At 70.8% G+C, this 24590-nt stretch carries 26 protein-coding genes and 1 pseudogene; 13 read left to right on the top strand and 14 right to left on the bottom strand.

The features are described from left to right. A pseudogene (locus ACZ4RZ_RS41875) lies at nt 1–251 on the bottom strand (hypothetical protein); the annotation flags it as partial. A gap of 112 nt (nt 252–363) precedes the next feature. Continuing rightward, entirely contained in the window at nt 364–1161 is a 798-nt protein-coding gene (locus ACZ4RZ_RS41870) for a VOC family protein (RefSeq protein WP_467752803.1), read from the bottom strand. 139 nt (nt 1162–1300) lie between these two features. On the opposite strand from ACZ4RZ_RS41870, the gene ACZ4RZ_RS41865 reads away from it, so the two are divergent. Continuing rightward, nucleotides 1301–2317: a zinc-binding alcohol dehydrogenase family protein gene (locus tag ACZ4RZ_RS41865; protein ID WP_467752856.1), complete on the top strand. Its 1017-nt coding sequence runs from the start codon at nt 1301–1303 to the stop codon at nt 2315–2317. Between the two features lie 62 nt (nt 2318–2379). After that, nucleotides 2380–3606, top strand: coding sequence for a PP2C family protein-serine/threonine phosphatase (locus tag ACZ4RZ_RS41860; protein WP_467752802.1), 1227 nt, complete (start codon nt 2380–2382; stop codon nt 3604–3606). A 6-nt stretch (nt 3607–3612) separates the two neighbouring features. Here the strand turns inward: ACZ4RZ_RS41860 and ACZ4RZ_RS41855 are convergent, their stop codons facing one another. Continuing rightward, nucleotides 3613–3879 carry a hypothetical protein gene (locus ACZ4RZ_RS41855; protein WP_467752801.1) on the bottom strand — a complete coding sequence of 89 codons (267 nt, stop codon included), beginning with the start codon at nt 3877–3879 and terminating at the stop codon, nt 3613–3615. A 350-nt stretch (nt 3880–4229) separates the two neighbouring features. On the opposite strand from ACZ4RZ_RS41855, the gene ACZ4RZ_RS41850 reads away from it, so the two are divergent. Beyond that, nucleotides 4230–5144, top strand: a complete 915-nt coding sequence (locus tag ACZ4RZ_RS41850) for an SGNH/GDSL hydrolase family protein (RefSeq protein ID WP_467752855.1) — start codon at nt 4230–4232, stop codon at nt 5142–5144. 166 nt (nt 5145–5310) lie between these two features. On the opposite strand, the gene ACZ4RZ_RS41845 is transcribed toward ACZ4RZ_RS41850, so the two are convergent. Further along, a complete protein-coding gene (locus ACZ4RZ_RS41845) occupies nt 5311–5793 on the bottom strand; it encodes a VOC family protein (protein WP_467752800.1) in 483 nt (160 codons plus the stop codon). A 221-nt stretch (nt 5794–6014) separates the two neighbouring features. Here ACZ4RZ_RS41845 and ACZ4RZ_RS41840 point away from each other — a divergent pair, with 221 nt between their 5' ends. Further along, entirely contained in the window at nt 6015–7214 is a 1200-nt protein-coding gene (locus ACZ4RZ_RS41840) for an epoxide hydrolase family protein (protein WP_467752799.1), read from the top strand. A gap of 121 nt (nt 7215–7335) precedes the next feature. Further along, complete coding sequence (locus ACZ4RZ_RS41835) at nt 7336–7767, top strand: (2Fe-2S) ferredoxin domain-containing protein (RefSeq protein ID WP_467752798.1); 432 nt, start codon at nt 7336–7338, stop codon at nt 7765–7767. Nucleotides 7768–7797: 30 nt separating this feature from the next. On the opposite strand, the gene ACZ4RZ_RS41830 is transcribed toward ACZ4RZ_RS41835, so the two are convergent. Further along, the gene (locus tag ACZ4RZ_RS41830; protein WP_467752797.1) at nt 7798–8196 is read right to left on the bottom strand and encodes a putative quinol monooxygenase; all 399 of its coding nucleotides are present in this window, start codon (nt 8194–8196) and stop codon (nt 7798–7800) included. Between the two features lie 120 nt (nt 8197–8316). On the opposite strand from ACZ4RZ_RS41830, the gene ACZ4RZ_RS41825 reads away from it, so the two are divergent. Next, the gene (locus ACZ4RZ_RS41825; protein WP_362019592.1) at nt 8317–8970 is read left to right on the top strand and encodes an ATP-dependent Clp protease proteolytic subunit; all 654 of its coding nucleotides are present in this window, start codon (nt 8317–8319) and stop codon (nt 8968–8970) included. A 1-nt stretch (nt 8971) separates the two neighbouring features. Next, nucleotides 8972–9574 carry a ClpP family protease gene (locus ACZ4RZ_RS41820; protein WP_189191352.1) on the top strand — a complete coding sequence of 201 codons (603 nt, stop codon included), beginning with the start codon at nt 8972–8974 and terminating at the stop codon, nt 9572–9574. Nucleotides 9575–9616: 42 nt separating this feature from the next. On the opposite strand, the gene ACZ4RZ_RS41815 is transcribed toward ACZ4RZ_RS41820, so the two are convergent. From ACZ4RZ_RS41815 to ACZ4RZ_RS41805, 3 genes are read right to left on the bottom strand one after another with little or no spacing between them, the layout of a single operon-like run. Beyond that, complete coding sequence (locus tag ACZ4RZ_RS41815) at nt 9617–10105, bottom strand: helix-turn-helix domain-containing protein (protein WP_467752796.1); 489 nt, start codon at nt 10103–10105, stop codon at nt 9617–9619. Between the two features lie 9 nt (nt 10106–10114). Then, nucleotides 10115–10291, bottom strand: a complete 177-nt coding sequence (locus tag ACZ4RZ_RS41810) for a hypothetical protein (RefSeq protein ID WP_467752795.1) — start codon at nt 10289–10291, stop codon at nt 10115–10117. A gap of 54 nt (nt 10292–10345) precedes the next feature. After that, on the bottom strand, nt 10346–11764 hold the full coding sequence (locus ACZ4RZ_RS41805; protein WP_467752794.1) for a DUF6777 domain-containing protein: 1419 nt from the start codon (nt 11762–11764) through the stop codon (nt 10346–10348). 163 nt (nt 11765–11927) lie between these two features. Here ACZ4RZ_RS41805 and ACZ4RZ_RS41800 point away from each other — a divergent pair, with 163 nt between their 5' ends. Then, nucleotides 11928–13232: a streptophobe family protein gene (locus ACZ4RZ_RS41800; RefSeq protein ID WP_467752793.1), complete on the top strand. Its 1305-nt coding sequence runs from the start codon at nt 11928–11930 to the stop codon at nt 13230–13232. A 52-nt stretch (nt 13233–13284) separates the two neighbouring features. Here ACZ4RZ_RS41800 and ACZ4RZ_RS41795 read toward each other — a convergent pair whose 3' ends face one another. The 4 genes from ACZ4RZ_RS41795 to ACZ4RZ_RS41780 all read right to left on the bottom strand — a co-directional run bounded on the left by ACZ4RZ_RS41795 (nt 13285) and on the right by ACZ4RZ_RS41780 (nt 17870). Next, on the bottom strand, nt 13285–14274 hold the full coding sequence (locus ACZ4RZ_RS41795; RefSeq protein WP_467752792.1) for a serine/threonine-protein kinase: 990 nt from the start codon (nt 14272–14274) through the stop codon (nt 13285–13287). Between the two features lie 105 nt (nt 14275–14379). Continuing rightward, on the bottom strand, nt 14380–15000 hold the full coding sequence (locus ACZ4RZ_RS41790) for a hypothetical protein (protein WP_467752791.1): 621 nt from the start codon (nt 14998–15000) through the stop codon (nt 14380–14382). A gap of 6 nt (nt 15001–15006) precedes the next feature. Then, on the bottom strand, nt 15007–17349 hold the full coding sequence (locus ACZ4RZ_RS41785; RefSeq protein ID WP_467752790.1) for an ABC transporter ATP-binding protein/permease: 2343 nt from the start codon (nt 17347–17349) through the stop codon (nt 15007–15009). A gap of 110 nt (nt 17350–17459) precedes the next feature. Further along, nucleotides 17460–17870 carry a hypothetical protein gene (locus ACZ4RZ_RS41780; protein WP_369243990.1) on the bottom strand — a complete coding sequence of 137 codons (411 nt, stop codon included), beginning with the start codon at nt 17868–17870 and terminating at the stop codon, nt 17460–17462. Nucleotides 17871–18227: 357 nt separating this feature from the next. On the opposite strand from ACZ4RZ_RS41780, the gene ACZ4RZ_RS41775 reads away from it, so the two are divergent. Both ACZ4RZ_RS41775 and ACZ4RZ_RS41770 read left to right on the top strand, forming a co-directional pair. Further along, nucleotides 18228–18611 carry a nuclear transport factor 2 family protein gene (locus tag ACZ4RZ_RS41775; protein ID WP_467752789.1) on the top strand — a complete coding sequence of 128 codons (384 nt, stop codon included), beginning with the start codon at nt 18228–18230 and terminating at the stop codon, nt 18609–18611. An 88-nt stretch (nt 18612–18699) separates the two neighbouring features. Then, on the top strand, nt 18700–18987 hold the full coding sequence (locus ACZ4RZ_RS41770) for a DUF1905 domain-containing protein (RefSeq protein WP_467752788.1): 288 nt from the start codon (nt 18700–18702) through the stop codon (nt 18985–18987). Here ACZ4RZ_RS41770 and ACZ4RZ_RS41765 read toward each other — a convergent pair. After that, a complete protein-coding gene (locus tag ACZ4RZ_RS41765) occupies nt 18977–19894 on the bottom strand; it encodes an AraC family transcriptional regulator (protein WP_467752787.1) in 918 nt (305 codons plus the stop codon). The genes ACZ4RZ_RS41770 and ACZ4RZ_RS41765 overlap by 11 nt on opposite strands. A 110-nt stretch (nt 19895–20004) precedes the next feature. On the opposite strand from ACZ4RZ_RS41765, the gene ACZ4RZ_RS41760 reads away from it, so the two are divergent. Further along, nucleotides 20005–20988 carry an oxidoreductase gene (locus ACZ4RZ_RS41760; RefSeq protein WP_467752786.1) on the top strand — a complete coding sequence of 328 codons (984 nt, stop codon included), beginning with the start codon at nt 20005–20007 and terminating at the stop codon, nt 20986–20988. On the opposite strand, the gene mgrA is transcribed toward ACZ4RZ_RS41760, so the two are convergent. Further along, on the bottom strand, nt 20978–21970 hold the full coding sequence (gene mgrA, locus ACZ4RZ_RS41755) for an L-glyceraldehyde 3-phosphate reductase (protein WP_467752785.1): 993 nt from the start codon (nt 21968–21970) through the stop codon (nt 20978–20980). The genes ACZ4RZ_RS41760 and mgrA overlap by 11 nt on opposite strands. Nucleotides 21971–22095: 125 nt before the next feature. Between mgrA and ACZ4RZ_RS41750 the strand changes: the two genes are divergently transcribed. Next, complete coding sequence (locus tag ACZ4RZ_RS41750) at nt 22096–22989, top strand: LysR family transcriptional regulator (RefSeq protein WP_467752784.1); 894 nt, start codon at nt 22096–22098, stop codon at nt 22987–22989. 99 nt (nt 22990–23088) lie between these two features. Next, nucleotides 23089–24579 (top strand): carotenoid oxygenase family protein, encoded by a 1491-nt coding sequence (locus ACZ4RZ_RS41745; protein ID WP_467752783.1) that lies wholly within the window; start codon nt 23089–23091, stop codon nt 24577–24579. Nucleotides 24580–24590: the final 11 nt, after the last annotated feature.

Here is a 24590-nt window from a genome sequence, read left to right as displayed (position 1 = left end):
CTCACCTTCTGGTTTGTTTTTTTTGTTTTTTGTGGGGTTGGGGTGGGGGGGGAGGGTCCCAGAACGGGGGAGAAGGCAGGGGGAGAAAAAGACCCCCCCCCCCCCCCCCCCCGCCGCCAGTTGCCGAAGTCGAGCGGTCCCTGCCCGGTTTCCAACCGGCAGACGCTGCAGATCAGTTCCCACAGCGGATCGGGTTGCCGGGCCACGCGAATGTTCTGCAGATCGTGCGAGGTGAAGTGAATGCGAAGCATGCGGTCTCTTTCGCTCGCCGTCCTTGCGGGGGATCCGGCCACCCTTGGGTGCCACGGCCACAAGAAGGGACGAGTACCGGCATCAACGCGGTTGCTCTCGCGAGGGAATGCCTCAGGGCACGTCGGTCATCTTCGGCATGTCCCCCTGGGTCGTCGTCATGTCGATGACGGAGAACGACGCGCCCTGCGGATCGCTCAGTGCCGCGAACCGGCCGAACGGGCTGTCCATGGGCCCGAAGCGCAGGATGCCGCCGCGCTCCGTCGCCTTCGCCACCGCCGCGTCGCAGTTCTCGACGGTGAAGTACACGTTGACGTAGGGCGGTACCTCGGGCGGGAAGTCGTCCGTCATCTTCATCCGGCCCAGGACCGCGTTCTCGCCCAGGCTGAAGATCCTGAAATCGACGGCGTCGTCCTCGACCTGCTTGGCAGTGAACGGGAAGACGGCGGGGAAGAACGCGTCGGACTTCTCGGGCTCGCGGGTGAAGACCTCGGCCCAGGCATACGCCCCGGGCACGGCCGTCGCCTCGAAGCCCTCGTGGGTGCCCGCCTGCCAGACGCCGAAGACGGCGCCGCTGGGGTCGCGGGCCAGCGCCATGGTGCCGAACTCGCCGACCTGCATCGGCTCCATCAGCACCTCACCGCCGTTGTCCTTGATCTTCGTGGCGGTCGCCGCGGCATCGGACGCGGCCAAGTACAGGCACCAGGCGGACTGGCCCTCCTGCCCGGGCATCGGCGGGACGACGGCGGCCACCGCCTTGCCGTTCGCGTACGCCTGTGTGTAGTTGCCGTACTCGGAGGACGATTCGCCGAACGTCCAGCCCAGTACGTCACCGTAGAAACTCTTGGCCCCCTCGACATCACTGAACATCGCGTCCGCCCAACAGGGCGTTCCTTCAGGCTGTACGGCCATGGCGACCTTCTCCGGTTCAATGAACGGTTGCGCGTGTCACGCTAGCCAGGCTTCTCCCGGGCCGCGCGCCGAGCGGGGCGGCCTGCACGACACTGGAGAGCGAGCACAGGTGGTCGTCGACAGGACGGGGCACTGGATGATGCGCGCGTGGGAAGTGGCCCGGCCCGGGCCGATCGACGGGGATCCGCTGCGCTTCGTCGAGAAGCCGGTGCCGACGCCGGGGCGCGACGAGCTCCTCGTGCACGTCCGCGCCTGCGGGGTGTGCCGTACCGATCTGCATGTCGCCGAGGGCGACCTGCCCGTGCGCCGGCCTGGGGTGACGCCGGGGCACGAGGTCGTCGGCGTGGTCGCGGGGACCGGCGACGACGTGAGCGGCTTCGCCCACGGTGACCGCGTGGGCGTCGCCTGGCTGCGCCGCACGGACGGCACGTGCGGGTACTGCGTGCGCGGCTCGGAGAATCTCTGCCCGGCGTCCGAATACACCGGCTGGGACGCCGACGGCGGCTACGCGGAGTACACGACCGTCCCGGCCGCCTACGCTTACCGGCTGCCCGACGACGTGGACGACATCGCCCTGGCACCGCTGCTGTGCGCGGGCATCATCGGCTACCGCGCGCTGCTGAGGGCCTCGCTGCCGCCCGGCGGGCGGCTCGGGCTGTACGGCTTCGGCGGCAGCGCCCACCTGTGCGCGCAGCTCGCCGTCGCGCAGGGCGCCACCGTGCACGTACTGACCCGCGACCCGGCCGCGCGGCGACTGGCGCTCGACCTCGGCGCCGCGTCCGCCCGCGGGGCGTACGACGAGCCCCCGGAGCCGCTGGACAGCGCGATCCTGTTCGCGCCGGTCGGTGACCTGGTCCCGGTCGCGCTGCGGGCGCTCGACCGGGGCGGGGTCCTGTCGGTCGCGGGGATCCACCTCAGCGACACCCCGCCGCTGCGCTACGAGCGCGAGCTGTTCTACGAGAAGGAGCTGCGCAGCGTCACCTCCAACACGCGCGAGGACGGACGGAACTTCCTGGCGCTCGCGGCCCGGCACGGCGTGCGCGCGACAACGCACCCATACCCGCTGTCCGAGGCGCAGCAAGCCCTCAAGGACCTCCAGGCAGGCCGTTTCGACGGGGCGGCCGTACTGGTGAACGACCGCGCGCCGCGGCACTGAGCATGCGGGTCCGCCGCTCGCGTGCGTGGATGGATCCAGGCGCGTGCGGCGGTGGAGGTGGCATGGCGGGCCGAGGCGGTGAGGACTCCGAGGGCATGCGGACGCCGTTCGCTGCGATGGACGACGCCGTCGAGTCGATCGGCACCACGTTGGACGAGCGGACCACGTGTACCGAGCTCGCTTCATTCGTGTGCCGGCACTTCTGCGACGCCGCGGCGGTGGATCTGCTGCCCGCGGACGTCCCGGCCGCCCAGCAGTCGCACGACCCGGACCTCTCCCGTGTCGCCGTGGCGGGCAGCAGCGATCTGCTGACCCCGTGGACGCCGCACGGCGCGCGGCCGCTGTCCGTCCGGGCGCTGGACGAGGGGCATCCGATCACCGCCTCGATCGATCTGTCCGGGCTGGTCCCGCGCCGGGTCATGACCGTGCCGCTGCTCGCGCACGGGCGCCTGTTCGGGGTGCTGCTGGCCGTCCGGCAAGGGCCGGCGTTCACCGACACGGAGACCACCGGCACGCACTACGCGGCCCGCCTCGCGGCCGTCCACGTCGGGCATTCGCGCCAGCACAGCGCCATGCGCAGTACGGTCCTCAGCCTCCAGCGGGCGCTGCTGGCCGAGCCGGGCCGACCGCATCCGAACCTCGATCTGGCCACCCGCTATCTGCCGGCCGGGGGCAGCACGCTGGTGGGCGGGGACTGGTTCGAGACCGTACGGCTGCACTTCGGGCGCACCCTGCTGGTCGTGGGCGACGTCATGGGGCACGGTCTGGACGCGGCGGTGGACATGAACGCGTACCGCTCGATGCTGCGCTATGTCGCCTCCACGGATCTGCCACCGCACCGGGTGCTGCGCCGCCTGGACGCCGCCGTCGCCGAGGACGGCACCCGGCGTCCGGCCACCTGTCTGCTCGTCCAGGTCGACCCCGCACGCGGTACGGCGGCGATCGCCGCGGCCGGGCACCTGCCTCCGGTGGTCTTCGCCGGGGACGGTACCGGCGAATTGCTGGAGCTGCCGGTCGGTCCTCCGCTGGGCACCGGGATCGGCGGCTACGAGCAGGCCACCCGTGCGCTCGGACCCGACGACACCCTGCTGATGTTCACCGACGGTCTGGTGGAGCGGCGCAGCGAGGACATCGACGAGTCGCTCGCCCGGCTGGCCGGGCTGCGCCTGCCGCCGGGGGCGGCTGTCGAAGCGCAGCTCGACGAGGTGCTCCTCAAGCTCGACGCCCGTCACGCGGAGGACGATGTGGCGGTGATGGCCGCTCGCATCCGCCCTCGGCACCCGGCGTGACGCCGGTCAGCAGGCGCTGCGCCGGCTCCGCACGGCGAGGACTTCGCCCAGTGTCGCCGCGGGGCGGAGCACCTCCCACGTGCCGTGCGCGCGCGGCAGCGGGTGGACGCGGCGCGTACAGAGCAGACCGGGGTCCATGTCGACACGCGTGACCCGCTCACGGAAGCGCGGCACCATACCCAGGCCGGTGCTGTCGATGAAAGTCGTGGGGCGCGGGTCCCCGATGTACCACCGGGCGGGCAGGTCCGCGACCGAGTCCAGCCACGGGTGCACGCGGACGACGGCGGCCAGGGCGATGCCGCCGTCCTGGGCGACCTGGGGTGCCGGACAGCGACGGCCACGCGGTCGCTCGCGAGGTGCGCTCCCGCCCGTACGGCGACAGGCTGCGCCTCATCGCGGTCTCCGGATTCAGCCAGGGCGCCGACCATGGGCAGTCCCGGGCGGCGGGGTTCGACGCCCGCCTGGCCACTCCGCTGCCCCTCGCGGATCTGCTGGAACTCCTGGCGGGCGGGCGGCTCCGATCAGGAGTGAGCATCGCCCCATGGCCGACGGATGTCTTCCCCCTTGTGCCGGGCTGTGCTTGCCTGGGGAACCCTTTCGGTGGGTGGGGCGGGAGTTGCGTCATGCGAAGGCCGTGGATCGTGGGGGTGCTGCTGGCCGGGCTGCTGCTCGGCGGCTGCGGGGATCCGGCGTCGGGACCTGAGGCGGCTCCGCCCACCCCGGCGGAGCCCGGTGCCGCCCGGTCACCGTCCTCGACCACGCGTCAGCGGCCGGCCGCCTCGCCCACTACCGCGGCGAAGGCGCCCACCGTGCTGTATCTCGGGGACTCGCTCGCCATGGAGAACCAGAAGGTCCTCGGGCAGTCCCTGCGGGACGAGTTGCACGCGCACTACACGAGCGCCCCATACTCCGGGACAACCCTGTGCGACTACTTGGAAGGGACCGGCGAGAGGTCGCTCGTGCCGACCGCGGACAAGGCGGCCGCGCTGGTGCGCTCGCTGCGGCCCGACTACGTGGTGCTCCAGTTCTGGGGCAACTCCTGGGGCTACACGCCCTGCATGGACGGGATCACGTACGCCGCGAACCGGGACACCTACTTCTCCCGCTACTCGGCGGACGCGGAGCGGCTGACCGATCAGATCGCACGGGCGGGAGGCGCCCGGCCTCCGAAGGTCGTGTGGGTGCTGCAAGGGCCGGACCCGATCACGCCCGACCGGGTCCGGCGGGTGAACGCGCTGTACGAGAAGCACGCCCACACCTCCGGCGACCTCGTCGCCGACGCCGGCCGGACCGTGAGCCCCGCGTCGGCCCGCTACACCTGGGCGCAGTACCTGCCGTGCACCGGGTACGAACACGACCATTCCGCGTACTGCACCCAGCCGGGCCGCGACCGCACCGCCCTGCATCGCGACGACGACTATCTGCACTTCTGCCTGGCGCCCACCACGTCCACGCCGAAGCCCTGCCCGGTCCGCTCGCCGGGGATCGTGCGCATCACCCGGGAGATCACCCGGACGATCGCCACGCACGAGCGCTAGCTCCGCTCGTCCTGGTCGTGGGCGAACGCTGGTCCGGGTCCAGGTCGCCCGCGTCTGCGTAGTCGCATCGGCGGCGCACCTCGGTGGGCTGCTTGGTGCGGTCGGCGGCGAGGACGGGCCACAGGCCACGTACAGCTCGTGGGGTGCGGCCCGCCCGGTCAACCCGTTATTCGCCCGCGTGCACCCTCTCCAGCTCCGTGATGTCCAGCTTGGACATCTGGAACATCGCCTGGGTCGTGCGGGCCGCCTTCTCCGGGTCCGGGTCACTGATCAGGTCGATGAGCCTGCTCGGGACGACCTGCCAGGACAGGCCGTACTTGTCCTTGAGCCAGCCGCAGGGGCCTGCCTCGCCGCCGTCCTCGATGAACTTGTTCCAGTAGTGGTCCACCTCTTCCTGGTCGTCGCAGTGGATCTGGAACGAGATGGCCTCGTCGAACGTGAACTGGGGGCCTCCGTTCAGGGCGACGAACTTCTGTCCGTTGGCCACGAACTCGGCGGCCAGGACGGACCCGGCGGGTCCGGGCCCGGATTCCGTGTAGCGGCCGATCCTGCCGAGCTTGGAGTTCTTGAAGATCGAGACGTAGTAGTGCGCGGCCTCTTCGGCCTGGCCGTCGAACCACAGACACGTGGTGAATCCGTCGGCGGGCATGCGTACCTCCTCGGGCGGGAAACGTCGTCACCTCTGTCGACCGATCCTCTTCGGAAAACTCATCGGTGGCGCGCGCACCGTCTGGGTCCCACCTCTGGGGTGTGCCGTTTCCGCGGCATCTACCAGTGGGTAATGTCCTGCCCACGGCTCCGGACGCGCGCCCGCCGGGCGCCGGAAATTCACTGCGGCCGCGGTACCGCGCGGAGTCAGCATCCTCGTATATGACCTCCACGGACACCACCCAGGGCATCCATCCCTTCCGTATCGACTTTCCCCAGAGCGACCTGGACGACCTCCATCAGCGCCTCGACCGCACCCGCTGGCCCGACGAACTTCCGGGAGTGGGCTGGGCGTACGGAATTCCGCGGGATTACCTGCAGGATCTCGTACGGTTTTGGCGGCACGAGTACGACTGGCGTGCCGCGGAGGCGCGGCTCAACGAATGGCCGCAGTTCACGACCGGGATCGACGGCGCGCGCGTTCATTTCGCGCACATCAGGTCGCCGGAACCGGATGCGACTCCGCTGCTCGTCACGCACGGCTGGCCCGGCTCGATCGTCGAATTCACCCACGTCGTGGGGCCGTTGACTGATCCCCGCGCCCACGGCGGCGACCCGTCGGACGCATTTCATCTGGTCGTGCCGAGCATTCCCGGATTCGGGCTCTCCGGGCCGACGCGGGACACCGGCTGGGAATTCACCCGGGTGGCCGCCGCGTTCGCCGCGCTGATGGACCGTCTCGGTTATCGGCGCTACGGCGTGCAGGGCGGGGACTGGGGCGGGGCCGTCTCACGTGAGTTGGGCCGGACCCATCCCGAGCGCGTCATCGGCGTCCATCTGAATCTGCTGCCCGGTTCCTACGCAACCACCGAACCTACCCCCGAGGAACTGGCCGCGTTGAACCCAGAAGAGCGTGAGCGCACGCTGGATTCGTGGCGGCGGGGCCAGGAGTGGAGCCGCGACGAGCAGGGGTACGCCGACATCCAGTCGACCCGGCCGCAGACCCTCGCGTATGGCCTGACCGACTCACCGTTCGGCCAACTCGCCTGGATCGCCGAGAAGTTCAAGCAGTGGACGGATGCGCGAGACCGCCCCGAGGACGCCGTCGACCGGGATCTGCTGCTCACCAACGTGATGCTGTACTGGCTGACCGGCACGGCCGGTTCGTCCGGCCGCATCTACTACGAGCGGGCCCACACGGAGTATTGGGGCAAGCCGCCCGAGCCGTCGACCACCCCGACCGCCCTCGCCGTCTTTCCCCGAGAGAATTTCGTACTGCTCCGGCACATCGCCGAACGCACCGACAACATCGTCCGGTGGACAGAATCCGACCGGGGCGGCCACTTCGCGGCGATGGAAGAGCCGGATCTGCTGACCGCGGATGTGCGGGCCTTCTTCCGGGAGCTTCGCACCGCCGGCTGAGAGCACCGGCGGGGGCGATCAACGCCGCCCGCGAGGCGTCTCGTACGGTGATGATCCACGCCGTCCGTGAGAACTCCGTACTCCGGCGAACGGCGCCCCGTGTGAAAGGACCCGCATCCCCGTGACCGGCGCCACGCCTCAGAGCTTTCGCACGACCGCGATCGGCGCCGCCGGTTCCCGGCCCTGCACCGTGGTCGTCTGCCGGGGCTGCTGCTGCGGCGATCCGCGCAAGCACCCAGGCACGGACCACGCCTGGCAGTTGGAGCGCCTGCGAGCCGGTGCCGACGCGTCCGGTGGCCGCTTCGTCGTGCGGACGACCGACTGTCTCGGCCCGTGCGACCAGGCCAACGTCCTCGTCGTGCAGCCGTCCGGTGCCGGGCGCCGGGCCGGTGGCCGGGCCACCTGGATCGGGTTCGCCATGGACGACGACTGCACGGACGAGGTGCTGCGCTGGGCGGAGGCCGGAGGACCGGGCATCGCCGAACCTCCGGTCACTCTGGAACTGCAGTTCATCAACCCGCCGCGCGAGGCCCGGTCACGTACCCGCCGGTGAGGGCGCGCGGGCCATGCCCGGGCGTGCGCTTCACCTGTCAGTACCGCCGCGATCGGGGAAGTCCGGGAACACGGTCACCTGGGGACGGGCCTGGGCCCATGCGCGGATTTCGGGTCCGACGGTGCCGTAGATCTCCGCGTACCTCAGGTCCGCGAACTGCCCTGCCCGGTCCAGCAGTTCCGCCGCGCGATCCTGGTGGACGGCGACCGCCTCGTCATCGGTGTACTCCTCGATGACCAGATAGCTACCGGCACCGGCGGAGAACCAGCGGTAGGTGAGAGTCCCCGGCTCGTCCTTCACCTGCTGCTGCAGGGCGAGTGCCAACTCCTCGAACTCCGCCTGCCGTTGGTCGTGGGCGTCGAATCGTGCGCGTACGAAGATGCTCATACCGCATTCGAACAGATCGGTGGGGTGACCGGGGCGAGCCATGCGCATGCGTCCTCTGCCCTCGGCGAATCTGCCGCGGGCAGAGAAAACTGATCCACGGGCACGATCGGGCCGAGAGTGGAGAGCGCGGCGACGACAGCCGCGTCACGACAAGGAGGAACGATGACTCCACTCATCACCGGCTGGGACCCGGCCCGCGCGCCACGGGCCGAGGAAGGCGACACCCCTCCCTCACGCTTCGACGACCATCTGGCCGCGCAGCTGCTCGCGCAGCGGATCGTCTTCCTCGGCACGCAGGTCGACGAGGTCTCCGCCAACCGGGTGTGCGCACAACTGCTCCTGCTGTCGGCGGAGGACGCGCGAACCGACATCAGCCTGTACATCAACAGTCCGGGCGGATCGGTGACCGCGGGCCTCGCGATCTACGACACGATGCGGCTGATCCCGAACGACGTCTCGACGCTCGCCATGGGATTCGCGGCGAGCATGGGCCAGTTCCTGCTCAGTGTGGGCACGCACGGAAAGCGTTTCGCGCTGCCGAACGCGCGGATCATGATGCACCAGCCGTCGGCCGGCATCGGCGGCACCACCGCGGACATCGAAATCCAGGCGCAGAACCTGGAGTTCACGAAGAAGGCCATCGAGCGGATCACCGCCGAGCACACCGGCCAGAGCGAGGAGACGATCTCCCGGGACGGCGACCGGGACCGCTGGTTCACGGCCGAACAGGCCAAAGAGTACGGCATGGTGGACCGGGTCGTGGAGTCGCTCGACGACGTCCGCCCGGCCGCGTCACGGCGACGGATGGGGCTCTGAGATGGGTACATACACGATTCCGAACGTCGTCGAGCGGACCCCGCAGGGCGAGCGGTCGTACGACGTCTTCAGCCGGCTGCTGTCCGAGCGGATCATCTTTCTCGGCACGGAGATCGACGACGGAGTGGCGAACGTCGTCATCGCGCAACTCCTCCATCTGGAGTCGTCGAGCCCGGAGAGCGAGATCGCGATCTACATCAACTCGCCGGGTGGCTCGTTCACTTCGCTCATGGCGATCTACGACACGATGACGTTCGTCCAGGCGCCGATCTCGACGTTCTGCGTCGGGCAGGCGGCCTCGACGGCGGCGGTGCTGCTGGCCGGGGGCGATCCCGGGCGGCGGTTCGTGCTGGAGCACGCGCGCGTGCTGCTCGGCCAGCCGGCGAGCGGCGGACGGCAGGGCACGGTTTCGGACCTGACGCTGCAGGCCAAGGAGATGCTCCGCATCCGCTCCCAGGTCGAGGAGGTGCTCTCCCGGCACACGCACCACGACATCGCGACGCTCCGCGCTGACATGGATCGCGACAAGGTCTTCACCGCACAGGAGGCCGTGGCGTACGGGCTCGCCGACGACGTGCTGAGCCGACGGCTCGCGGTGGTCTGACACCCAGGGCCGCGCGACGTGCGTCGGACCACCGCGGGCCGGTCAGGCGGCCAGGCACATGCCGTCGTACCGGGAGGTCGTTGTGGTCGGGCTCGTCGAGGTCGTCGACATGGTGCGCCCCCGGCCCACTCCGGGCCGGGCGAGCCGGGTGAGCTCGTCCTGGGCCAGCGACAGCAGGTCGGTGAGGCCGAGACCGAGGGCGCGAGCGGCGGCCGCGAGGACTTCGGAGGAAGCCTCCTTGCGGCCGCGCTCCAGCTCGGAGAGGTACGGCATCGAGATCCGGGCCGCGTCGGCCACGTCCTTGAGTGTGCGCTCCTGGGCGAGGCGCTCCCGTCGCAGAACGTCGCCCACGAGGTCGCGCCACAGGGGCTCCTTGCTCCCGGGGGCCGGTGGCGTCTGCCTGGGCGCGAGGACCGGCCGGGGCAGCTGAGGCCCTCGTGCCGGGGCGTCGGCGGAGGCCGGGGCCGGACGCGGCGTGGCCGCCGGGCGCAGAGGGATGACGCGGGCTTCGTTCGGCGCTTGGTTGCTCACCCCTTCAGCCTAGAAGCGCTGAACTGCGCGGGACGGGATCGACGTTCCGCTCTCGGTGGAATCCCGGTGGGGGCGGCGCGACAGCCGGCCGGTCCCTGGCGAGATCGCGACGCGCCGTCGGCGCTCCCAAGAGACGGGCTCGTCGTCGTTCGTGCCGGTGACGCCCAGGTCGGCGTTGTCGGCCACGAACCGTCGCCCCAAAGACCGGTGGTGCGGCTTCGGCGGTCGTCCTCACTGGGCCTATGACTGCTCAGGGCCCTGGGAATTCTCGGGGCCCTTCGATTCCGCGGGCGGTTCCGGGGCGCTGTTGGGCGGGGAGGAGGGGGCGGCGGAGGGCTCCGGCGCGGACTCCGTCCGCGCGGACGCGGAGCCGGACGCCGGCGCCGACGTGGACGTCGGCGACGGAGCCTCCGTGGACGGGGATTCGCTGGACGGGAACTCGCTGGACGGCGAAGCCGGCGAGGAGCTCGACGAAGGCGACGAGGACTCGGACGAGGGGGACTTGGAGGTCGACGAAGGCGACGAGGACTCGGGCGACGGGGACTTCGAGGACGGCGAAGCCGACGAGTGGCTCGACGACGGTGAGGTCGGGGGGCACTTGCTCGCGCCATCCGGCGAAGAGACGCACGGCGACGGCGAACTCGGTTTCGGGGACGAGACGCTCACCGACGGGAAGGGCAGACGCGTCGGCGGACGCGTCTTGTGATCGTGGTGGACGTTGTCACCCCTGCTCCGGGCGATCCACTCGTCGTTGTGGGGGTCGAAGATGACGAACACGTTGATGACCGTGACCGAGGGAGCGACGACCACGACGTTCTGCGCCCGGTACGCCGGCCACGAGTCGCCGGTCGGCTTGGGCGTGGTCTTCTGCTGGACCGGCTCCGCCACGGGGTTGCCGCATGCGCACCGAACGCGCGGCACGCCTCGGGAGTCGACGAGGACGGAGGTACCCGCCTGGAAGACCGCCTGGTAGCTGGTGGAGGCGCCGTTGCGATAGCCGTGATTGGTGACGCGGGTGTCCACGCGCAGCTGCACGGGGGTGAGCGAGCGCAGATACGCCGGGACCCCGGACGGCTGGATGCCCTGCACCGAGGCGAACGCCCGGTTCTTCGACGGGTCCGCCTGCAAGGAGCTGATCTGCTTCTCCACATTGCAACTGGAGACATTGCGGGTGCCGCTGTAGAGGCCGGGCGCGGAACCGTCCACGCCGCGCGTCACATTGGCGGCTTCCGATCCGGTCGACACCGAGGGGGTTTCGGGCGCCGCGGAACTGTCGTTCGCCGTCGACTCGGTGTAGGGGTCGGGGCCGGTCGTCCCCGCGGCCTGGAGGAAGACCTCACTGGCGGTGTTCTTCCCGCCGCCGGAGTTGGTGTTGCTGAAGACGAGACCCAGGATCACCGCGGCCGCCACGGCACCGGATATCAGCGCGACGCGGGGCGCCGAGTTCCACCAGTGCCGCTCCGGCCCCTCGCCCGGCTCGCCCGGACCACCGCCACCCGCGCCGCCACCGCCACCGCCCGCACCGCTCGGCGGTTCCGTGGGTGGGCGGCCACTCGGCTGGGTCGGGGTCGGTCCGGACTGGCTCGGCTGCGACGGACCCGACAGGGGGCCCGAGGGCGGTCCGGTGGGTCGGCCTGAGGGCGGCGGTTCGACGCTCACGAGCTCTTCTTCCCGGTGTAGGGATCCCACGGCACTTGACACATCTTGTGCCGCTTTCTTCCATAACGAACCCATTGTGTGCTCCGATCAGGTACTGCCCGCAAGCTGACGCGGTCGGACCTCCCGAGGGGCGGACCGCGTCGGCAGTGCTTAGCGTGGCAGCGTGCGCCCCCAAACACCGTCCGACCAGGCAGTTGCCCGCAACGGTGAGCGGACGGCCGCCCACCACGGCTGGGTCCAGGCCATCGTGGCCGTGCTGGCTGGGCTGATCGTCATGGGGGTGGTCGCCGCACTCGGATTGTGGGCGGCGGGTGCCACGGACCTTCCCGACAACGCGTACCCGCGGGTCGTCGCTGCCACCGTCGTGACGGCGGTCGGCGGCACCGTCGAGTTCGCGGGTGACGCGGGAGTCATCGCCGAGACACAGGCGGGCCTGACCGTGATTCCGCTCTCGGTCACGCTGGCCGGAGCCCTGGTGATCGCGGCCGGTTTCCTGCGGCCACTGCGGCACCGGGCCGTCGCCGGCGCCGCCGAACTGGCCGGGTGGGCCGCCCGGTTCGCCGTCCTGTGGGTGCTGGCCCTGGTCGGACTCGCGCTCTTCGCCCGCCAGAACTTCGAGATCTCCCTCGGGAACGGGACCATCTCCGACATTGGCGAACTGTTCGGCGCCACGCCCACGGTGGGCTTCACGACCGACGTGCCGCGAACCCTCGGCTTCGGGGTGCTGTGGCTGGCGGCCGTGCTCGTCCTCGCCCTGCTGGTCTCGCCCGGCGCGCCGCTCCCGGCGCGGCTGCTGCGGTTCCAGGAGTCGGTGCGTCCGGCCGCCTTCGCCATGCTCGCGCTGCTGCTCACGTACGTCGCGCTGGGCGTGGTCATCGGGCTGGTGGTGGCGGCCCGCGGGCACGCCTCCGCGACGTTCGCCCTGATCCTCCTCGGGCTCCCGAACCTCGTCTGGCTCAGCCTCACGATCGGGTTGGGCGCCACCTGGAACGGTCGGGTCGAGGGGCCCTTCGGGCTGCCGATGCCGCATCTGCTCGACGAGGTGCTGCGCACCCCGGACGTCTCCACGCTCAACCTCCACACCCTCGCCGAGCACGACGCCCGGGTGTGGTGGCTGGTGGTTGTCGACGCTGTGCTGATCCTCGCCGCCGCATTCCTGATGGCGGCCCGCTCACCGGCTCGGATGCGGGCCTGGCAGCACGCCGTGCACATGGCGGTCGCACTCGTGCTCACGGTGCTGATGATCTGTCTCGTCGCCCGGATCTCGGCGCACTACGGCCTGTCGATTCTCGGCATCGGCGACATCGGCGGCGGCCTGCAGGGCGAACTCTTCCTGAAGCCGCAGGTGTGGACCGCGCTCGGGTTCGCCGCGTTGTGGGGGCTGGTCACCGGGTTCCTCGGCGGCCTGCTGGCGAGGCGCGTCCACCGGAAGGGCGAGGTCAGGACAGCTGCCCCCGACAGGAATTGACGACGCGTCCGGCCGAGCGGGTCCGGGAACGCACCCCTTACCCCGGGACCGCTCAGCCCGGGAAGACCGGCTGAGCCCAGCTCGGCGGTTCCGGTGGCGGACCGGAATGCGCGGCTCCGGCGTCGGCCGGAGCCGGTTCCCTGCCCGCGCCCGTGGCGCCTCGCGCCGCCGCTCGCAGCGCGGCCATGAAGGCGAGACACGAGTCGTACCGGTCCTCGGGGCTCTTCGCGAGCGCCTTCGCCAGTACGGCGTCGACGTCAGCGGCGATATCGGGGCGCTGCACGGTCAGGGCCGGCGGCAGGTCGTACTGGTGTGCCCACAGCAACGCCATGTCGTCCTCGCGCTGGAACGGCGGATGACCGGCCATCGTCTCGTAGACGACACAGGCGAGGCTGTAGACGTCGCACCGGCCGTCCACCGGCTTCCCCGAGATCTGCTCAGGTGCGACGTAGTCGAGCGTGCCGACGAACTCGCCGACGTTCGTGAACCCGGTCAGCGACAGCGACTTCTTCGTCAGGCCGAAGTCCGTAAGGTAGACGTGCTCGGGGTGGTCGCTGTCGGTGCCCTGCGCCACCAGGATGTTGCCGGGTTTCACGTCCCGGTGCACCAGGCCGTGATCATGGGCCGCGTCCAGCGCCGAGGCGACCTGGACGCCGATCCGGGCGGCCACCGCGACCGGCAGCGGCCCCGCGCTGTCGAGCAGTTTGCGCAGGTCGCGCCCGACGACGAACCGCATGGCGATGTACAGGACACCGTCCGCCTCGCCCGCCTCGAAGACGGGCACGATGTTCGGGTGCTCGATCGCGGCGGCCACTCGCGACTCATAGGTGAAGCGGCCGCGGAAGGTGTCGTTGCGGGCGAGCCCCGGCGCGAGCAGCTTGAGGGCGACGGTGCGGTCCAGACGCAGGTCCGTGGCACGGTAGACCACGGCCATCCCGCCTCGGCCGATCTCCTCCTCGATCCGGTAGCCCGCGATGGTCCGGCCGATCAGATCGGACGGATTCCCCGAGAACAGACTGGTGTCGTGCCGGGAGCCCTCCATCAGCCGTCACCCCCATCGTGTCGCGCACGGCCCATCAGCCGTCACCCCCATCGTGTCGCGCACGGCCCATCAGCCGCCGCCCCAGTCCACCCGAGTGCCCGTCCATCAGCCGTCACCCTGGTCGTCCCCGTCGTACGTCACGAGGCGGGTGGGTTCGCGGCCGTCGGTTGCCAGCTCTCGTACGCCCCTGGCCTGCCCCTGGCCCTTGGGCGCCTCCCCGCTCCGCTCCGGCCTCGCCGGTGCCGGGTCCCCCTCGGTCGCGAAGGTGCTCAGCCGGGTCCCGTCGCAGTACACCCACCGCTCGTGCTCACCGTCGTACAGCCAGAGGGACTCGCCGTCGACGACCACCCCGATCCGCTGTCCCTGGGTGCGGTCGCGGAACGACTCCCCGTCGAGCTGCCCGGCCGCGAGTTCCTCGGCGGCGCTTCGGTAGCTCGTGAGCGCCTCCTCGACCCGGGCGAGCAGCGGGCGCGGGTCCGCGGTGCGGGCGAGAGGGCTGCTCGCGGCGGGCGGGGCCTGCGGCACGGCGATCAGGAGGCGGCCGTCGACCCACGCCGACCAGCCGTTGGCGCACACGATCCGGCCCCAGTCCCCGAACCGGTCGACGAGCTGGACCGGCAGCAGCCCGTCGAGCGGAACGGTGGGCCGGGACGAGTCCGGGGTCTCCCAGGCGGGCAGGCCGTTCTTGGGGACGACATGTGTGGGGCGGAAGTCGGGGGTCGTCATCGGCGCCTACTTCCGCATGACCGCGGGTTCGTACCGCCGCAGCAGTCGGTTCACGGCGTATCCGAAGACCACGGACAGCACGACCATCATCGACACGTTGAGCAGCCAGACGCCGGCCGAGTGCCGGAACAGCGGGTAGGACGTGAGGTCGCCGGGGACGATCCGGGCCAGGCCGATGGTCCCGGCCATCGCGCCCAGGGCCCAGCGCGAGGGCACCAGCCACGACAGCTGCTCGATGCCGGGCACACCGTTCACGTTCAACAGTGCGCCGCAGAAGACCACTTGGACGATGGCCAGCAGCACCAGCAGCGGCATGGTGACCTCCTCCTTGGGCACCAGTGCGGAGACGAGGAGGCCTAGCATCATCGCGGTGAAGGCGAGCAGGGCCACGGCCACCGAGATCTCCACGAGCGGCGGCAGGAGGACCCCTTCCCCGAGGGGTGCGTTGAGGTCGACGCCGAACAGGGCGACCAGAGTGAGGACGATCGCCTGCAGCACGCTGACGGTGCCGAGGACCACGACCTTGGACATCAGGTACGCCGATCTGGACAGGCCGACCGCGCGCTCGCGCTGGTAGATCACCCGCTCCTTGACCAGTTCGCGCACGGCGTTGGCCGCGCCCGTCAGGACTCCGCCGACGCAGAGGATGAGCAGCGCGTTCATCGCCGTCCCCTGGGTCAGCTTGCTGCCGGCCAGCGCTCGGGCCATCGCGCCCATCACGAACGGGAGCGCGATCATGACGGCGAGGAAGGTCCGGTCGGCGCCCAGCGTGGCCGCGTAGCGGCGGACCAGAGTGCCGAGCTGGGATCCCCAGCTCTGGGCCTTGGGCGGCGGTGCGACGATCGCGCCCCGGGCGGCCCGTGGCAGATGCGGCTGGGCGCTGGAGTTGTCGATGTACTCGTCGTGGAACGGCGACTCCTGGTACTCCGCCGCCCAGTCCCGGCCCTGGTCCCGCTCGAAGGCCTCGAACGCCTCGGGCCACTGCCGGTAACCGAAGAAGGCGAGGGCGTCTTCGGGCGGGCCGTAGTAGGCCACCGTGCCGCCGGGCGCGAGCACGAGCAGCCGGTCGCAGACGTCGAGGCTGAGCACGCTGTGGGTGACCACGATGACCGTGTGGCCGTCGTCGGCGAGGTTGCGCAGCATGTGCATCACCGAGCGGTCCATGCCGGGGTCCAGACCCGAGGTCGGCTCGTCGAGGAACAGCAGCGACGGCTTGGTCAGCAGTTCCAGGGCCACGCTGACCCGCTTGCGCTGGCCGCCGGACAGGCTGTGGATGGGCTGGGCGACGCGCTGCTCAAGGCCCAGCTCGCCGATCACCTCGTCGACCCGCGCGTGCCGCTCCGCCTTCGCGGTGTCCTGCGGGAAGCGCAGCTCGGCGGCGTACCCGAGGGCCCGCCGTACGGTGAGCTGTGTGTGCAGGATGTCGTCCTGCGGGACCAGGCCGATACGCTGGCGCAGTTCAGCGTAGTCGCGGTAGAGATCGCGGCCGTCGTAGAGGACGGTGCCACGGTCGGCGGGGCGCTGCCCGGTCAGGGCATTGAGGAGCGTGGACTTTCCTGCGCCGCTCGGGCCCACGACGGCGAGCAGGCATTTCTCGCCGACGGGAAAGGACACCTGGTCGAGGAGCTTCTTGCGGCCCCCGTCCACCTCGACGGTGAGGTCCTGGACATCCAGGGAGACCTCGCCCGTGTCGACGTACTCCTGCAACTGGTCGCCGACGAGGCAGAACGCGGAGTGGCCGATGCCGACGATGTCACCCGGCGTGACCGGAGCGCGCTCGACGGGCCGGCCGTTGAGGAACGTGCCGTTGTGGCTGCCGAGGTCGGCGATCTCGTACGTCCCGTCCGGGCGGGTGTGCAGCTCGGCGTGCCGGCGGGAGACGACCAGCTCGTCGACGACCAGGTCGTTGTCGTCGCCGCGGCCGATGCGGACGGTGCGCGCCGGTAGCGGCCGCACGGCGGAAGGCTTCCGGAAGGTGCCGGTGGCGGCCGGCACGGAGACGGCGGAGGGGCGCTCCGTGGCGGGTGGCGGGAGCCCGAGGAGGACGGCGCGCGGGCCGTCGGCGGGGTCGGCGAAGCGGATGACGCTGCCCGCCCCCACGCCCCACTCGTGGACACGCCGGCCGTCGGCGTACGTGCCGTTCTTGCTGTTCTCGTCCTCGAGCGTCCAGTGATCGGCCCCGGGCCGGAGCACGGCGTGGTGCCACGAGACCCGGACGTCGTCGAGGACTACGTCACTCAAGGGATCCCGCCCGACGTGATATTCGCGGCCCGGGCTCATCACCGTGGAGCCCGTCTCGGTCTCGATGACGAGTTCGGGCGCAGTCGAGGCGACCGGCCGCTCTCGCATGCCAGAATTCTAGCTATTCGTCCACATGTGCGCCTGATCACTACGCCGGGAGTGGTAGGGCCGCCGGGCCGCTGGTCCTGGGTAGGACGCCACCGGGACGACGGTCGATGTCAGGCGGCGGAAATGCCCAGTACGGCGGCGGTCCGCTGCATGCGCAGCGCGTCCACGGATTCGGCGAGCAATTCGTATTCGGTGGTGTCGTCGCTGGTGGCGATCCGCACGAGCTTTCCCGCGGCCAATTCCTCCGCCACCAGTTCCTGCTGGACCGAATCGCCGCACCAGGCGCGGAGCATGCTCGGCACGTCCGGGACGGTGTCCGCCACCGGCGCGATCGAGTTCGGCGGAAAGGTCGGGTCGTCGGGCTGCGGATCGAGCCGCTCGGCCATCCACGCGGCACGGTCCCGCATCCACCACAGGGCCAGCGCAAGGGTCGGCGCGCGATACGTCCCCAGGGGTACGCCGACGCGCTGACCACCGCATATTCCATACGCGGTGACATGGCACAAGAATTCGTCGTGCACGATCGCTCCCCCATTGGCGTCGCTCGCTGCCGGTCCGGCCTCGCTTTCCCCGCGGCTCATGTGCTGTGCACGATGCTGCTGTCCGGGCGTGGCTGAATTGCCCTAGGAATTGAGTATCGCCACTCCTGACACTCTGTCACCATGCCATTCCAGCCAGTCTCTTGGCATATTCACAGCGTGGTTTGGCCGAAATGGGGCGGGCAGCGCCGACGCCCCGCGTCCGGGCCATTACCCGTGGGGTAATCGACGCCACCGAAGGCGCCCGGCATGGTGGTCGCACCGGATCCCAACGGGGCACCACGCGCCGGGATTCGGCCCCTGACCAGCAGGTACGACCTCGATGGAGGCTGATTCACCATGTCCGCGAACAACGACCGTTACGAAACCGCCGTCGCCCGTTACTTCGAGGCCTGGAACGCGGGCGAGCAGGACGCGCTGGCGAAGGCGGTCGCTGCCGCCTGGACCGCTGAGGGCACCTACACCGACCCGCTGGCCGACGTCCACGGGCACCAGCAGATCGCGGCCGTGATCGCGGCGGCGCACGAGCAGTTCCCCGGTTTCGTCTTCCGCCCCCTGGGCGCGGTGGACGGGCACCACGACACTGCCCGCTTCTCCTGGGAACTGGTGAACCAGGCGGACGGCTCGGCGCCGGTGGCCGGTTTCGACGTGATCACGCTGGACGACGAGGGCCGGATCAAGCAGGTGCTCGGATTCCTGGACCGGGTGCCCGCCGGGGCGTGACGCTCGGCCCGTCCGATGAGTTTTCCCGCTCGCGGTGGTCTCTTGAAATGAAAGGCCCGAGCAGAGCACCGCGAGCGGAGGAAACGACATGGCCGAGGCCGGAAAACTGGACGCGCGATTCACCGCGGTCCTGCGCAAGAGCCCGGAAAAGGGCGGGTGGACGTACATCGTGTGGCCCGACTCCGTCGAGTTCTTCGGCACCCGCGGGCTGGTCAAAGTGCGGGGCACGATCGACGGGCTCCCCTTCCAGAGCTCGTTCATGGCCCTGGGCGACGGCACGCACAAGCTGCCGGTGAAGGCCGACGTGCGGAAGGTCATCGGCAGGGAGGAGGGCGACACGGTGACCGTCCACCTTCAGGAGCGGCTCAGCTCCTAGCCGCGTCCCGGTACCGCCTGGGCGCGACACCGGTCGTGCGCTTGAAGGCGTTGCTGAAGGCACTCTCGGAGGAGTAGCCGACCGAGCGCGCGAGCACCGCGACCGGGGCCGTGTCCTGCCTCAGGGCGCGGGCGGCCAGGCTCATGCGCCAGTTGAGCAGATACGTCAGGGGCGGCACCCCGGCCGTCTCCCTGAAGCGCACGGCAAAGGCGGTCCGGGACATCGAGGCGGCGCGGGCGAGCTCCTCCAGCTGCCAGGGGTGCGCCGGGTCGGCGTGCATCAGGCGCAGGGCCGGGGCGAGCCGTTCGTCGGCGAGGGCACGGAGCCAGCCGGGCGGCAGCCCATCGGCGTCCGCGAGACAGACCCGCAGCACCTGGACGAACATCAGCTGGGCGAGGTGGTCGGAGGCGAATACGGAACCGGCCCGGTCCGCCGTCATCTCGCCGGCCAGTTGCCCGATCAGCCAGCGCAGCGCGGGCGCCTCGGCCGCGTCGGCCCGCAGGTGGATCAGCTCCGGCAGCGCCCGGCGCAGCAGGTCGCCGCTGTCCCGGCTGAGGTCGATGTGACCCGAGAGGCACACGACGTCCTCGCCCTCGCCGAACCGTGCCATGCGGGTGCCCGGATCCACGGCGACCTCCCGCGAGTCCAGCGGCTCCACACCGGGGGCGCTGCACAGTACGTACGACCGTCTGCCGTCGGAGAGGACGAGGTCCCCCTCGGTCAGCTCCACGGGCTCCCCGCCCGCCTCGGGGACCAGCCAGCAGTTGCCCCGCACCAGGGCATTGACCTTCAGCTTGTCACGCCCGCGCAGCCGGACGGCCCAGTCCCCGCCGGCCGTGAAGCCACCGGAGAACACACCCCGGGCATCGGCTACGGCCAGGGCGTCGGAGAGCGGATCCGTGGACATGCGTGAACTATCGCGCAAGTAGTGCGCACTCTCAAGCATTCATCGTACGAATCGGCGGATCTACGGTGGTCCCATCGGTTCCCGCCTGCTCATTCGAGGAGACACACTCCATGACCACCGCACAGCAGCCCCTCCCCTCCGGTTTCGGCGCCGCGTCCACCGCCGAGGACGTCATCAAGGGCATCGACCTCACCGGCAAGGTGGCCGTCGTCACCGGCGGCTACTCGGGCATCGGGCTGGAGACGGCCCGCGTCCTGCGGGCTGCGGGCGCCGACGTCGTCGTACCGGCCCGGGACGTGTCACGGGCGCGGGCCGCGCTGAAGGAGGTGGACGGGGCCGAGGTCGAGCCGATGGACCTGATCGACCCGTCGTCCGTCGACGCTTTCGCCGGGAAGTTCCTGGCCTCCGGCCGTCCGCTGCACATCCTCGTCAACAGCGCGGGGATCATGGCGACGCCGCTGACCCGGGACGCGCGTGGGTACGAGTCGCAGTTCGCGACGAACCACCTGGGGCACTTCCGGCTCGTCGCCGGGCTGTGGCCCGCCCTGGTCGCGGCCGGCGGGGCGCGGGTGGTCTCGGTGTCCTCGCGGGGCATCCGGTTCTCGCCTGTCGTCTTCGACGACCTCCACTTCGAGCGCCGTCCCTACGAGCCGTTCGCCGCGTACGGCCAGTCGAAGACGGCCAACGCGCTGTTCGCGGTGGAACTGGACCGGCGAGGGCGGGCCGAGGGCGTGCGGGCCTTTTCCGTGCACCCCGGCACCATCATCGACACCGGCCTCGCCAAACACGTCTCCGAGGAGGCCGTCCGGGCAGCCGGTGCCGTCGACGACGAGGGCCGCCCGGTGCGCGACCCCGCCCGCCAGCTCAAGACCGTCCCGCAGGGAGCGGCCACCAGTGTCTGGTGCGCGACCAGCCCGCAGCTCGACGGACTGGGCGGGGTCTACTGCGAGAACTGCGACATCAGCCCGCTGGTGACCGCCGCCGACGAGGACGAGTGGTTCTCCGGGGCGGGGCTGCCCGGCGTGCTGCCGTACGCGGTCGACCCAGAGGCGGCGGCCCGCCTCTGGGAGGTGAGCGAGCGTCTTACGGCTTGACGATCGCGTCGATCCGCGCCAGCTCCTCGGCGTCGAAGTCCAGGTTGCCGGCGGCCGCGACGCTGTCCTCGATCTGCTGCGGGCTGCTCGCGCCGACCAGTGCGGAGGTCACCCGGCCGCCCCGCAGCACCCAGGCCAGGGCCAGCTGGGCCAGGGTCTGGCCGCGGGACTTGGCGACGTCGTCGAGCGCGCGAAGCCTGCCGACGAGTTCCCCGGTGACGGCGTCGGAGTTCAGGAACGGGCTGTCGCTCGCCGCCCGCGAGTCCTCCGGGATGCCGTCCAGGTAGCGGCCGGTCAACAGGCCCTGCTCCAGCGGCGAATAGGCGATGGAGCCGACCTGCAGTTCGTCGAGCGCGTCCAGCAGGCCCTCGTCCTCGGGGCGGCGGTCGAGCATCGAGTAGCGCGGCTGGTGGATGAGCAGCGGGGTGCCCAGCTCGCCCAGGATGCGGGCGGCTTCGCGGGTCTCCTCCGGCGAGTAGTTGGAGACACCGACGTACAGCGCCTTGCCCTGCTGGACCGCCGAGTGCAGGGCGCCCATCGTCTCCTCGAAGGGAGTCTCCGGGTCGGGGCGGTGCGAGTAGAAGACGTCCACGTAGTCCAGGCCCATCCGGGCCAGGCTCTGGTCGAGCGAGGACAGCAGGTACTTGCGCGAGCCCCATTCGCCGTACGGGCCCGGCCACATCAGGTATCCCGCCTTGGTGGAGATGACCAGCTCGTCGCGGTAGGGCGCGAAGTCGGCCTTCAGGGCGTCGCCGAGGGCCGACTCGGCGGCGCCGGGCGGCGGCCCGTAGTTGTTCGCGAGGTCGAAGTGCGTGACGCCGAGGTCGAAGGCGCGACGCAGGATCGCGCGCTGGGTCTCCACCGGCCGGTCGGGGCCGAAGTTGTGCCACAGGCCGAGCGACAGCGCGGGGAGCTTCAGCCCGCTGCGTCCGGTGCGCCGGTAGGGCATGTCCGCGTAACGGTCGGGGTGTGCGGTGTACAACGCGTACTCCTGAAGGCCGGGAAAACAGGTCTCCACTCTTGCGCGCGCCCGGGCAGCGGTCCAACGGGAGAATCGGATGGGATTCAGCGATGACGCTTCTCAATCAGCGATTACGCTTGCCCCTCATGGAACTGCGTCACCTTCAGCACTTCGTCGCGGTCGCCGAGGACCAGCACTTCACCCGCGCGGCGGAGCGGCTCATGGTGTCGCAGTCCGGCCTGTCGTCGTCGATCCGCGCTCTGGAGCGGGAGCTGCAGGCCCCGCTGTTCGTCCGCACCACCCGTCGCGTCACCCTCACGGAGGCCGGTCGCGCGCTGCTGGGCGAGGCGGAGCGGATCCTCGCCCAGGTCCGCTCGGCGCACGACGCGGTGGCCGCCGTGCAGGGCGTGCTGCGCGGCACGCTCTCCCTGGGCACCGAACAGTGCATCGCCGGAGTGCACGTGGCGAGACTGCTCGCCGCGTTCCGGCGGCGCCACCCCGATGTCGAGATCCGGCTGCGGCAGGCGGGGTCCGGAGCGCTGGCCGAGGACGTCGCCGCGGGCCGTCTCGACCTGGCCTTCGCCGTCAAGACGCAGGCCGACACCGACCAGCTGCGTTCGGTCCCGCTGACCCGCGAGTCGATGACTGTGCTCTGCCATCCCACGCACCACCTCGCGACCGCCGCCGTGCTCACGCCCGAGGAGCTGGGCGGCGAGGCCTTCGTCGACTTCCACCCCGACTGGGGGCCGCGCCGCACCACGGACGCGGCCTTCGCGTCGGCGGGTGTACACCGGACCGTGACCCTTGAGGTCAACGACGTGCACAGCCTTCTGGAGCTCGTCCACGAGGGCCTCGGCATCGCCGTCGTACCGCGGCACTTCGGCCTCAAGCGCGAGGCCGGCGATCTCACCGCCCTCCCCCTCAAGGGCGCCTCCGATGCGTCGTACGAGACCGTCGCCATGCTGCCGCCGCCGCAGGCCACCAGTCCGGCGGCCCGGGCGTTGATGAGGCTTCTCGACACCTCGGCAGAGGGGGGCTGACACCACCCCCGAAAGGGCCCCAGCACTCCTGACCAGGGCGGTCCGCCGCCGCAGACTCGTGAACGTCCAGCACGAGAACTGCGAGGCGGAAGTACCGGGATGACGGATCACACACGACGGACGGTCCTGCGGAGCGCGGCGGTCGCGGCGGCGGGAGGGCTGGTCGGCGGCATCGGCGGCCGAGCGGCGGCGGCAGCCCCACCGCGCACACAGGACACCAGGCACTACCCCTTCCTCGAGGGGGCGTTCAAGCCGGTCACGGAGGAACTGACGGCGTTCGACCTGCCGGTCACCGGACGGATTCCGCGCGATCTGAATGGCCGATTCCTGCGAAACGGCCCCAATATCCTGGGACTTGAGGACCCTCGCGCCCACCACTGGATGCTCGGCGAGGGCATGGTGCACGGCGTGCGGCTGCGCGACGGCCGCGCCGAGTGGTACCGCAACCGCTGGGTCCGCTCGTCGTCGGTGGCCAAGAAGCTCGGCGAGCCCTATCCCGGGCCCGTGCCGCCGGACGACTTCCCGTGCAACACCCATGTGATCGGCCTGGGCGGACGGATCCTGACGCTCCAGGAGAGCGGACCCCTTCCGTACGAACTGGACCACGAGCTCAACACGGTGGGTACGTACGACTTCCGGGGCACCCTCAAGGGGGCCTTCACCGCACACACCAAGTTCGACGCGGCGGCCGGCGAACTGCACGCGATCGCCTACTACCCGACCTGGGATCACGTCCGGCACCACGTCATCGATCACACGGGCCGGGTCGTGCGGACCACGAGGATCCCGGTGGCGGACGGGCCGATGATGCACGACTTCGCGCTCACCGAGAAATACGTCGTGATCTTCGACCTGCCCATCACCTTCGACCCCGCGGCCGCGGACCACGGCGGCCTCGTCCCGTACATCTGGAACGAGAAACACCCGATGCGCGTCGGCCTGCTGCCGCGCGCGGGCGGCAGGGTCCGCTGGTTCGACGTCGAGCCGGTCTACTACTCGCACACCCTCAACGCCTATGACGAGGGCTCGTCCGTGGTCGTCGACATGACGACCTACCCGGCACCCTTCCTGGTCGCGGGCCGCGGCTCCGACGGACCCTACGGAGCGGGTACCGCCTCGCTCGAATGCTGGACCGTCGACCTGGCCCACGGCCGCGTACGCACCAGGACGATCGACGACCGCCCGCAGGAATTCCCGCGCGTCCACGAGGCGTTGGTGAGCCGGCGGCACCGGTACGCCTACACCGCGGCCGCCGCCGATATGACGCTGGCGTACATGACGGCCGACGGAAATCCGCCCGACCGCGCCTTCAGCAACGCGCTGATCAAGCACGACATGTTCCGGGGGACCACACAGGTGCACCGCCTGCCGGGGGACGCCGCCGCGGGAGAGGCCGTCTTCGTCCCCTCGGCGGGGGCGAGGGCCGAGGACGACGGCTACGCGATCGCGTACGTGCACAATCCCGATCGCGGGGCGGCCGACCTGGTGATCCTGGCCGCCCAGGACTTCACGGGTGAACCGGTCGCCCGGATCCATCTGCCGGGCCGGGTGCCGCTGGGCTTCCACGGGAGCTGGATTCCGGACGCGTGAGGCGCCGCTGT

This window comes from Streptomyces sp. NPDC027189 (assembly GCF_055566975.1).
Note: the sequence above shows the minus strand (reverse complement) of the source record. Positions and strands in the feature narration are given on the sequence as shown.

Coding starts and splice junctions, on each gene's coding strand:
- ACZ4RZ_RS41870 (WP_467752803.1), bottom strand. CDS start 1,161: ATGGCCGTACAGCCTGAAGGAACGCCCTGTTGGGCGGACGCGATGTTC.
- ACZ4RZ_RS41785 (WP_467752790.1), bottom strand. CDS start 17,349: ATGCGAGAGCGGCCGGTCGCCTCGACTGCGCCCGAACTCGTCATCGAG.
- ACZ4RZ_RS41830 (WP_467752797.1), bottom strand. CDS start 8,196: ATGGCTCGCCCCGGTCACCCCACCGATCTGTTCGAATGCGGTATGAGC.
- ACZ4RZ_RS41850 (WP_467752855.1), top strand. CDS start 4,230: ATGCGAAGGCCGTGGATCGTGGGGGTGCTGCTGGCCGGGCTGCTGCTC.
- ACZ4RZ_RS41765 (WP_467752787.1), bottom strand. CDS start 19,894: ATGTCCACGGATCCGCTCTCCGACGCCCTGGCCGTAGCCGATGCCCGG.
- ACZ4RZ_RS41840 (WP_467752799.1), top strand. CDS start 6,015: ATGACCTCCACGGACACCACCCAGGGCATCCATCCCTTCCGTATCGAC.
- ACZ4RZ_RS41845 (WP_467752800.1), bottom strand. CDS start 5,793: ATGCCCGCCGACGGATTCACCACGTGTCTGTGGTTCGACGGCCAGGCC.
- ACZ4RZ_RS41760 (WP_467752786.1), top strand. CDS start 20,005: ATGACCACCGCACAGCAGCCCCTCCCCTCCGGTTTCGGCGCCGCGTCC.
- ACZ4RZ_RS41750 (WP_467752784.1), top strand. CDS start 22,096: ATGGAACTGCGTCACCTTCAGCACTTCGTCGCGGTCGCCGAGGACCAG.
- ACZ4RZ_RS41825 (WP_362019592.1), top strand. CDS start 8,317: ATGACTCCACTCATCACCGGCTGGGACCCGGCCCGCGCGCCACGGGCC.
- ACZ4RZ_RS41865 (WP_467752856.1), top strand. CDS start 1,301: ATGCGCGCGTGGGAAGTGGCCCGGCCCGGGCCGATCGACGGGGATCCG.
- ACZ4RZ_RS41745 (WP_467752783.1), top strand. CDS start 23,089: ATGACGGATCACACACGACGGACGGTCCTGCGGAGCGCGGCGGTCGCG.
- ACZ4RZ_RS41770 (WP_467752788.1), top strand. CDS start 18,700: ATGGCCGAGGCCGGAAAACTGGACGCGCGATTCACCGCGGTCCTGCGC.
- ACZ4RZ_RS41775 (WP_467752789.1), top strand. CDS start 18,228: ATGTCCGCGAACAACGACCGTTACGAAACCGCCGTCGCCCGTTACTTC.
- ACZ4RZ_RS41820 (WP_189191352.1), top strand. CDS start 8,972: ATGGGTACATACACGATTCCGAACGTCGTCGAGCGGACCCCGCAGGGC.
- ACZ4RZ_RS41795 (WP_467752792.1), bottom strand. CDS start 14,274: ATGGAGGGCTCCCGGCACGACACCAGTCTGTTCTCGGGGAATCCGTCC.
- ACZ4RZ_RS41790 (WP_467752791.1), bottom strand. CDS start 15,000: ATGACGACCCCCGACTTCCGCCCCACACATGTCGTCCCCAAGAACGGC.
- ACZ4RZ_RS41860 (WP_467752802.1), top strand. CDS start 2,380: ATGGCGGGCCGAGGCGGTGAGGACTCCGAGGGCATGCGGACGCCGTTC.